Raw genomic sequence first — 8,955 nt, 5'->3', positions numbered from 1 at the left:
TTCAACGCCGAATTGATCACGAACTTCGCCGAAAATCTTCCAAAGGTAAAAGTCATTCCTCAAGACATCGGACGCGTTTTATTGAATCTGATCACGAACGCTTTTTACGCGACGCAAGAACGTTCAAAATTTGAAGGTGAAAGTTTTAAGCCGACTGTTGAGGTTTCGACATCATCGGTCGGAAACAACATCGAAATTTCGGTAAAAGACAATGGAAACGGCATTCCCGATTCGATAAAAGAGAAAATCTTCCAACCGTTTTTCACGACGAAACCAACCGGAGAAGGAACCGGCTTGGGATTGAGTTTGGCGTATGATATCGTGAAAGCGCATCGAGGCGAACTAAAAATAAACTCCAAAGAAAACCATGGTTCCGAATTTATAATTTCTTTACCTTCCGACTACCAAACAAACTAAAATGTCAAAGAAAACTGCTCTGCCCGGCCCGATAAGTATCTTGATGATTGTCATCGTATTGGCCGCCGTTCTCACGTGGATATTACCCGCCGGACAATATTCGAAACTCTCATTGAAAGGGAATGCTTTCGAGATGACGAGCGACACGACGACGGTTGCGTTGCCGCTCACGCAAAAAACGCTCGACAGTTTAAACATCAGGATCGCGGTCGCGAAATTCAAAAACGGGGAAATCAAGAAGCCCGTTTCAGTTCCGGGCACATTTAAATCGCAACCTCGGAATGGGCAAGGTCCGCTCGAGATTTTACAGGCGCCGATAAAGGGCATCGTCGACAGTATCGACATAATCCTGTTCGTGTTGATCATTGGCGGATTCATGTACGTTTTCAATGAAACAGGCGCGATGCTGCAAGGCGTATCGTCTTTGTCGCATTCGATGAAAGGCCGCGAACACTGGCTCATCATCATCCTGACGACGATGTTTTCGTTTCTCGGCGGATCGTATGGGATGGCTGAGGAAGCCTTTGTTTTCTACGCCATTCTCGTTCCCGTATTTCTCGCTGCGGGATATGATCTGCTCGTGCCGCTGGCCGTTATTTTCGGCGGGACGATGATTGGAGGCCTGTCGGGATTCTCGAATCCGTTTTCGACGATAATCGCATCGAACGCGGCAGGCATAAACTGGATGGACGGTTTATACGGACGGCTGATTCTGTGGGCAATTTTGACCGCCGGGTTGGTCTGGTATATTTTGCGTTATGCGGCCAAGGTCAAGAAAAACCCGTTGGAATCCCTCGTGCTGAAAATCGATGGAAACGTCGCGTCTCCTTATGAATTGCATGTAGAAATTGAGAATCCCGTGGCCTTGGGTTGGAAAGTAAAATTGTTGCTGTTCATTTATATTTCAACGTTCCTCACGATGATAGGCGGCGTGGTGTTCCTGGGTTGGTGGACGCTCGAGATGTCGGCGCTTTTCCTTGCCTCATCCATTCTGGTCGCGATCATTACGGGCATAAACGAGAAAGTCTTCGTACGCGAGTTCATCGAAGGTGCCAAAAGTTTGCTTTCGGTCGCGTTCATCATCGGGGTCGCGCGAGGCGTTACGGTGATTTTGGACGAAGGCCACATCGCCGATTCCATACTTTTCTTTACGGCGAACGCGGTCCAGGGAATGTCGCCTGAACTGTTTATCTTATTACTGCTGTTATTCTATTTCGGTTTTTCGCTGTTCATCCAATCGTCGTCGGGAATGGCGGTGCTTACGATGCCGATCATCGGAGCTTTAGCCGTAATCGTGAATCTGCCGGGACGCGAGATCGTGAATTCCTATATGTACGGCATGTCACTGATGTCGTTTCTCGCGCCCACGGGACTGATATTGCCATCTCTCGCGATGGTCAACGTAAGTCTCAAGGCGTGGTTCAAGTTCATCACACCGTTCCTGATCGCGATCACGGTTATTTGTATAATCGCTTTGGTCATCGGGGTTAACCTGTAAAATAGTCGTGGCCCGGTTCCCAAAAAGGAGCTACATTCACGATCGAATTCCAAGCATAAAACTGCCACATGAGATTATTTCTATTGACTTTGCTGTCATTGTTCTTCGGACGATTTGCCAATGCGCAGGAAACGACGGTGATTATTTCCGACTCCAATTATAAAGGAACCGTAAAATCGTTCAATATCAGTGAAAATGACGCCTGGGTTTTCAGGCGCGGCGACATCAAAGACGGTCAAAATGTAAACCTTGATACGAAAGGTTGGACGAAATTCAAGCCATCGGAACTCTCGGGCGAAGATTTCGACGAAAACGGGCGCTTCGAAGGTTGGTTCCGAATCAAGGTGAGATTCGCCGACAGCCCGAACTTTACGCCGCCCGGGGTTTTGAACGCGACCTGGAACGCTTCGGAACTGTTTGCGAACGGTAAAAAAATAGCGACATTCGGTAAATTCGGAACCGACAAAGCTACTTTCGAGGAAAACAAATTCAACAGGCGTTTGCCCGTCCCGACAAACTTCGTACCCGATTCCACCTACGTCCTGGCGCTTCATGTCATCGAATATGACGATCCGTTCACGATAGAGCCGAAGTTGAAAAAAGGAAACAACAACGCCGATATTTTGCGGTTTATCAACAAGGAAGGCAACGAACGCATCATCGATTACTGGGCATCCCAAACGTTTTATGACGGGCTGCGTTCCACCGTATCGGCAACTTTCGCACTGTTGTTCTGGGTGTTGTTCGGACTCAACAGGAGGGAAAAAAATATAAGGCGTTTCGCAGTCGGATGTACGTTTTTGGCGCTATTGTCAATAGCCTCGGCGATCGCTACCTCGAAAAACATAGGTTACGTAGGGAACGCTTCGTTCGGCATACTTGGCATTGTCGCGGCAGTATCGTACGCATGTTATATCCCGATCATCCTCGCAGGCGTATTCGAACGAAAAATATCGAAGTTTACGCGTATCGTAATGATCGTCACGTACTTGGTATTGGTCGGTGCCGCCGTTTTGCAATATGGAATCGTGCTTACGCTGGTGGTCATTCCGCTCGTTATCGCCTGTTATTACCTTTTGTCGTCTTGGAATTCGATGCGCCGTTCGCAAATGCCGATCGTCGTGGGGTTTTTGGCGTCGTTCATCTGTTTGATTTTATTTGTCCTCGGTGTTAATTATCTGGACAAGTTCGACAGCGCCATCATTTTCGTGCTCGCGTATTCGATCAGTCCGCCATTGGGAATGTTGATGTACGTGTCGAACCGATTCGGCGAAATGATAAAAGAAGTGCGCACCAATGCACAGCAGGTGTTGCAGTTGTCTGAGGAGAAACGCGAACAAGCCCTGAACCAGCAAAAGGTTCTGGAAGCCGAGGTCGACAAACAAACCGCCGAACTGCGCAACACGCTGTCAGATTTGAAAGCGACCCAATCCCAACTCATACAATCCGAGAAAATGGCGTCGCTCGGAGAATTGACGGCGGGAATTGCGCATGAGATCCAAAACCCGTTGAATTTCGTGAACAATTTTTCAGACGTTAGCCGTGAGTTGATCGCCGAAGTCTCGGACGAACGACGAAAGACAAATGACGAACGGGATGACGAACTCGTAAACGAATTACTGTCGGACATCGACCAAAACCTTGAAAAAATCTCGCACCACGGCAGGCGCGCCGACGCCATCGTAAAAGGCATGCTGCAACATTCGCGATCGACGTCGGGCGATAAGGAACCGACCGATCTAAACGCCTTGACCGACGAATACCTGCGACTGGCCTATCACGGATTGCGCGCCAAAGACAAGAGTTTCAACGCCGAACTGATTACCGATTTCGCAACCGATTTGCCTGTGGTGAAGGTCATTCCGCAAGATGTCGGGCGCGTGATTCTGAACCTGATCACGAACGCCTTTTACGCCACGCAGGAACGCGCGAAGTCTGAAGGTGTAGACTTCAAACCGAAAGTCGAGGTCAGTACTTCGGTCGTCGGAAATACGGTCGAAATCAAAGTAAAAGACAACGGAAACGGCATTCCCGAAGCTATAAAAGAGAAAATATTCCAACCGTTTTTCACGACCAAACCAACGGGCGAAGGAACGGGATTGGGATTGTCGCTGGCCTACGATATCATAAAATCGCACGGAGGTGAATTGGGATTGACGTCAAAAGACGGCGAGTTCACTGAATTTACGATAACTTTCCATCAATTAATTTAAAACGAATCATGTTACAACTAATATTGGCAACCATACTTTTAGGCAATGTCCGAAAATCGCTGAAAGGAACCGATGCGTTTAATCGGTTAAACAAACAATTGCTGGCCGCTATAGTCCTTTGCATACTATTGATCGCGGCTTTTGTAACGTTGGACGAGGAAGATTACGGGCTGAATTGGGTAGCGCATTTCCTGGTCGCGGTCCTTTTATATTTTATTTTGACCCGGAATGACTTTGCGAAGGCGAAATCACTTCTCGTTGCTTTTTCACCCATGCTGGCGGTAGATTTCATTCAGGACGTCGTCATGGCCGCCGACCCAGACTTTTATGATGAATGGGGAGATTATTTCAATATCGCGGGTCTCGTCGGTTTCGTTTGGATGATCGTCGTGTTGATTTTTACGAGCCGACAACGAAAGGCGCTCGCAAAAGAAAGGCTCAAGGCTGAAGAAAAAGAAAGAGAACACCTTATCACCGTGAAAATAAAGGCGGAACTTGAAATAGAAGTCATGGAACGCACGGCCGAATTGATCCGTCAAAAGGAGGAATTGCAACACGCGCTCAATGAACTTAAGGCCACGCAATCGCAGTTGGTCCAATCTGAAAAAATGGCGTCGTTGGGTGAACTCACGGCCGGAATCGCGCACGAAATCCAAAATCCATTGAATTTCGTGAATAATTTTAGCGACGTGAGCCGTGAGTTGATCGCGGATATCCTGGACGAAAGAAAAAAGCCAAATGACGAACGCGATGATGAGCTCGTAAACGAAATGCTGTCGGACATCGACCAAAACCTCGAAAAAATCGCAAACCACGGCAAGCGCGCCGATAACATCGTAAAAGGAATGCTGCAACATTCGCGATCGACGTCGGGCGAGAAGGAACCGACCGATCTCAACGCCCTGGCCGACGAATACTTGCGACTGGCTTATCACGGCTTGCGCGCCAAAGACAAGAGTTTCAACGCCGAGCTCGTGACGGATTTCGCAACCGATTTGCCTGTGGTAAAAGTCATTCCGCAGGATGTCGGGCGCGTTTTATTGAACCTGATCACGAACGCTTTTTACGCCACGCAGGAACGCGCGAAATCTGAAGGCGTAAACTTCAAACCGAAAGTGGAAATCAGCACTTCGGCCGTCGGAAATACGGTCGAAATCAAAGTGAAAGACAACGGAAACGGCATTCCCGAAGCTATAAAAGAGAAAATATTCCAACCGTTTTTCACGACCAAGCCGACGGGCGAAGGAACGGGATTGGGATTGAGTCTGGCGTACGACATCGCCAAAGTGCACGGCGGTTCGATCGCGGTCGATTCGCAGATCGGCTTGGGTTCGACGTTCGTTGTAAGCCTGGCCGTTTGAATATCAAATTTCCATCGGGCGAAAAATGGCGCAAAAGTGAAATTGCCGACACTTAATGCGTTACCATAATTTTATCGACGAAATGCGTTAAAAAAAACTTAAATATTCGCGAAATTCGAGTATATTTCGGCGGGCAAAAACACGACTTGGTTTTCGCCTGCAACCAGACAAACGCATCTTTTAATGAAAGTAAAATTACTATTGACCAGTTCCCTGCTGGTTTTTATCGGCGCATTTTCTTTCGGCCAGTCTACGCAAATTAGAGGATTTATAGACGTAACCGGCGGATACAACAAAAAAGCAACCTTTGGTTTTGGAGAGCAGGATCTCTACATCACATCGGCGATCAGCGACAGGATATCGTTTTTGGGAGAAACGGTTTTCAAGTACGATTCCACCGAACATACCGAGTTTGCGATCAGCATCGAACGCGTCATCATCACGTACAATCTGGAAGGCAACCACAATCTCGTGATGGGAAAGATCCACACGCCGTTGAACTATTGGAACGACACCTATCATCACGGTCGCGTTTTGTTCCCGACGATCGACAGGCCGCTGCTTTTCTCACAGAACATCATTCCGTTGCACACGGTCGGACTAGGTTTTGAAGGACGCGATTTGGGTAAGATGAAGTTCGGATACAATCTTTTTGTAGGCAACGGTTTGGGTTCGTCCGAGGTTTCGGACAACGACAAGAACAAGTCGGTCACGGCCGCCGTTCACATAAAACCCGCCGACAGGTTGCGATTGGGAATGTCCTACTATTACGACGTGATTTCAGCCGGAGCCGACGTGCACGGCATGATTGTGGACCACCGCGTGAACCAGCACTTGATTTCAGCCTCGGTGTCGCGATTCGGGAAAAAGCTTGAAATCCTTGCCGAAGCCACGTCGGGCATCAACCACACCGACACGACCGGAACGAAAACCACTTTTGCGGGTTATGCGTACGCTGGTTATAAAATCAAGGAGAAATACGTACCTTATGTACGATATGACAACGTGAAATACCAAAACGGGGAAATGTATTACATGAAAAACAACACACAGTCTTTTGTGGTTGGTTTTAGGTATGAAATAAATTACCTTGCTGTGGTAAAGCTTGAATATCAACACCTGGACTATGAGTTCGGGAGTAACGTGGATAAAATAACTGCACAATTCGCTATTGGTTTTTGATATGGAAAGGACAAGCAAACTCATATATGTTTTAGCGGGCAAAAGCGAATTCATCAGGTTCAGCTTATTTGCGGGCTGTTTGTTTTTCGCGCTTTCAGGAACAGCGCAGCAAACACCGTTGACGGTTATCGGAAACGTTTCAGGAGTTCCCGAGAATTTGAAACAATCAGAACTCAAGGCCGTGCTAATGGGCGAAACCCAACGTTGGAAAAGCGGCAAACGCATCTTGATAGCGCTCATGAAGACGAACACGGCCGTAGGCAGGACGACGTCGGCGAAAATCTACGACATGTCGGGCGAAGAACTCAATAAATACTGGCTTTCGCTGGTTTTCCAAGGCAAGGCCCAGGCGCCTGTATTCTTCACGTCGGTAACCGAATTGCAGAATTTCGTGGCCCAGAATCCCGGAGCGATCGGAGTAATCGACAAACCCGTCGCGAACGCCGAAATCAAGGCCCTGGTAATCGATGGAAAAACGACATTGTAATGCAGCACACGTTCAAATAAGCAAGGCACGATGATAAATCTCAAGACAAAGATTTGGCTCACCATCTGTTCCATCGTGTTTATGTTTTCGTTTTTCACGCTGTTTTACTTTCCGCAACAGCAGGGCGATCTGCTCGTAAGCAATTACGAGAACGAGGTCCAGAATCTCGCAAACACGGTAGCGCTCGGCGTTAAGATCGCGATCAACGAGCAAAACTTCGAAGGTGTGCAGACCGCGATGGAATTCGTGAAAGGCGACCAGCGGCTGCAGTTCATCAGCATGCTGCAATCGGATACGGTGTGGAACGCGACCCACGACAAATTCGAAATAAAACAAACCGTCTTCAAGACATTTCCCGAGAATCAAAAATTAGGCGCTTCAATAACGTCGAACGATTCATTGATCGTGAAGAAATCCGACTTCAAGACAGGAATGATGTCGGGCGCGATTTTGCTGGGTTTCAACACGAAAGGCATCGAAGCGAGCAAGGAAAAGATCAAGCATACATCGATCATCGTGAGCAGTTTGGTGCTGCTGTTCGGCATACTCATCGGGTTTTGGCTCGCCAAGACAATTTCAGTTCCCGTTTTGGCTTTGCGCGACGCGGCCCGGAAAGTAGGCGAGGGCGACCTGAACCAAAAGATAAAACGCATCCATCGCGATGAGATCGGGCAACTCGAGAAGGCGTTCAATAAAATGCTTGACGACCTTACCAAGACCACGAGCGATCTCAATGAAAAAAACGTCGCGTTATCGAACACGAACGAGGCGTTGAGCAGCACGATGGTCGAGTTGAAGCACACGCACGCCCAGCTCATACAGTCTGAGAAGATGGCGTCGTTGGGTGAACTCACGGCTGGAATCGCGCATGAAATCCAGAATCCGTTGAATTTCGTGAACAATTTTTCAGAAGTCAGCATCGAACTCATCGGCGAAATCAAAGAAGAAAGAGACAAGCCGGCCCAGGAACGCGACGAATCGCTTGAAGTGGAACTCCTCGACGACATTTCAAGGAATCTCGCAAAGATCACGCACCACGGCAAACGCGCCGACGCAATCGTGAAAGGCATGCTGCAACATTCGCGCACGACATCGTCTGAAAAGGAACCGACCGACATCAACACATTGTCTGACGAATACCTGAGGCTCGCCTATCACGGTTTGCGCGCGAAAGACAAATCGTTCAATGCGACACTCGTCACGAATTTCGACAAATCGATCAAGACCGTAAACATGGTTCCCCAAGACATGGGGCGCGTCGTACTCAACCTGATCACGAACGCTTTTTATGCGGTCGATGAAAAGAAAAAACGTGGAATCGAAGGTTACGAACCGACGGTATCGCTGTCGACCAAAAGCCACGGCGATTTCATTACGATCTCAGTGAAAGACAACGCCGACGGCATTCCGCAAACGGTCATCGACAAGATTTTCCAACCGTTTTTCACGACAAAGCCAACGGGCCAGGGAACGGGTTTGGGCTTATCTTTGGCATACGACATCGTCAAGGCGCACGACGGCAAATTGTCGGTGGAAACCAAAATGGGCGAGGGTTCAGAATTCCATATAGAATTACCTGTCGATTAATTAGCGATGATTTCGGGAACAAGGTTTGAAGAGCGGGCCGACGAAAGCGTCATTCGGGGAAAAAACCGTCGCGGAATATTTTGGGCACGCCCTGTTCGCGTTTACGGACGACCAAGTTGTAGTCGTTTCCCCATGGTCCAATCGTCGGATATGAAAAACCTGCGCCATTCCGCAGCAGTTCGCCGGAAAAGGTCGTTTTCGTACGAGTCG

At 48.4% G+C, this 8,955-nt stretch carries 7 protein-coding genes; all 7 read left to right on the top strand.

What is annotated here, in order from left to right; translation table 11 throughout:
• The coding region (locus EOO50_RS15615) for a HAMP domain-containing sensor histidine kinase (RefSeq protein WP_290841217.1) at positions 1-417 on the top strand (417 nt) is incomplete at its 5' end.
• A gap of 1 nt (position 418) precedes the next feature.
• Entirely contained in the window at positions 419-1,915 is a 1,497-nt protein-coding gene (locus EOO50_RS15610; protein ID WP_290841216.1) for a YfcC family protein, read from the top strand.
• Positions 1,916-1,983: 68 nt separating this feature from the next.
• A complete protein-coding gene (locus EOO50_RS15605; RefSeq protein WP_290841215.1) occupies positions 1,984-4,128 on the top strand; it encodes an ATP-binding protein in 2,145 nt (714 codons plus the stop codon).
• Between the two features lie 8 nt (positions 4,129-4,136).
• Positions 4,137-5,489, top strand: a complete 1,353-nt coding sequence (locus EOO50_RS15600; protein ID WP_290841214.1) for an ATP-binding protein — start codon at positions 4,137-4,139, stop codon at positions 5,487-5,489.
• A gap of 183 nt (positions 5,490-5,672) precedes the next feature.
• Positions 5,673-6,671: a hypothetical protein gene (locus EOO50_RS15595; protein WP_290841213.1), complete on the top strand. Its 999-nt coding sequence runs from the start codon at positions 5,673-5,675 to the stop codon at positions 6,669-6,671.
• A gap of 1 nt (position 6,672) precedes the next feature.
• Positions 6,673-7,158: a hypothetical protein gene (locus tag EOO50_RS15590; protein WP_290841212.1), complete on the top strand. Its 486-nt coding sequence runs from the start codon at positions 6,673-6,675 to the stop codon at positions 7,156-7,158.
• Positions 7,159-7,188: 30 nt separating this feature from the next.
• Positions 7,189-8,745 carry an ATP-binding protein gene (locus EOO50_RS15585; protein ID WP_290841211.1) on the top strand — a complete coding sequence of 519 codons (1,557 nt, stop codon included), beginning with the start codon at positions 7,189-7,191 and terminating at the stop codon, positions 8,743-8,745.
• Positions 8,746-8,955: the final 210 nt, after the last annotated feature.

The sequence above is a fragment of the Flavobacterium sp. genome, assembly GCF_004211145.1.
Taxonomy (GTDB): Bacteria; Bacteroidota; Bacteroidia; order Flavobacteriales; family Flavobacteriaceae; genus Flavobacterium.
This window is presented reverse-complemented; position numbering and strand designations above follow the sequence as displayed.